This is a genomic window from Bradyrhizobium sp. BRP23, from assembly GCF_020194135.1.
Taxonomy (GTDB): domain Bacteria; phylum Pseudomonadota; class Alphaproteobacteria; order Rhizobiales; family Xanthobacteraceae; genus Bradyrhizobium; species Bradyrhizobium yuanmingense.
The window spans coordinates 1-408 of sequence record NZ_JADYVW010000067.1; the positions used below are offsets into that span (position 1 = coordinate 1).

Below are 408 nucleotides of genomic sequence, written 5' to 3' on the forward strand. Positions count from 1 at the left end.
GTGCCGGCCAGTGCGGCCGTCCGATACCGGCGTGCAGATAGATGCCGCGGGCGACGCCGTCCCCATCCACCTCGACATCGGTGTGGCCGATCGCGGCAGCACTGGCGGCGATCTGCGGGATCGGCAGCATTTCCTCGGCCATGCGGTCGCCGGCCGCCGGTGCCGCCAGCACCGGCAGCACCACCCGGCCGTTGCGTCGGATCGCGACCGCCAGCTCATCATCCTGGCGGCTGTCGCGACGGTCGGGTTCGGACAGCATCAGGTCCAGCGCAACGCGTTCGGCGCCGGCATCGGTCAGGCGGTCCAGCAGGCGGGCATGCACCGAGCGCGGCCAGGGCCACTGGCCGATACGCTGCAGGCTGCCTTCGTCGATGGCCACGATCAGCACGCTGGGGTCGGGGCGGTAGC

At 72.1% G+C, this 408-nt stretch carries 1 protein-coding gene; it reads right to left on the reverse strand.

Annotated elements, in window-relative coordinates; genetic code table 11:
* Window positions 1-388, reverse strand: a 388-nt coding sequence (locus tag I6F24_RS37365) for a CHASE2 domain-containing protein (protein WP_225156619.1), incomplete at its 3' end; no start/stop codon positions are given.
* Window positions 389-408 lie beyond the last annotated feature (20 nt).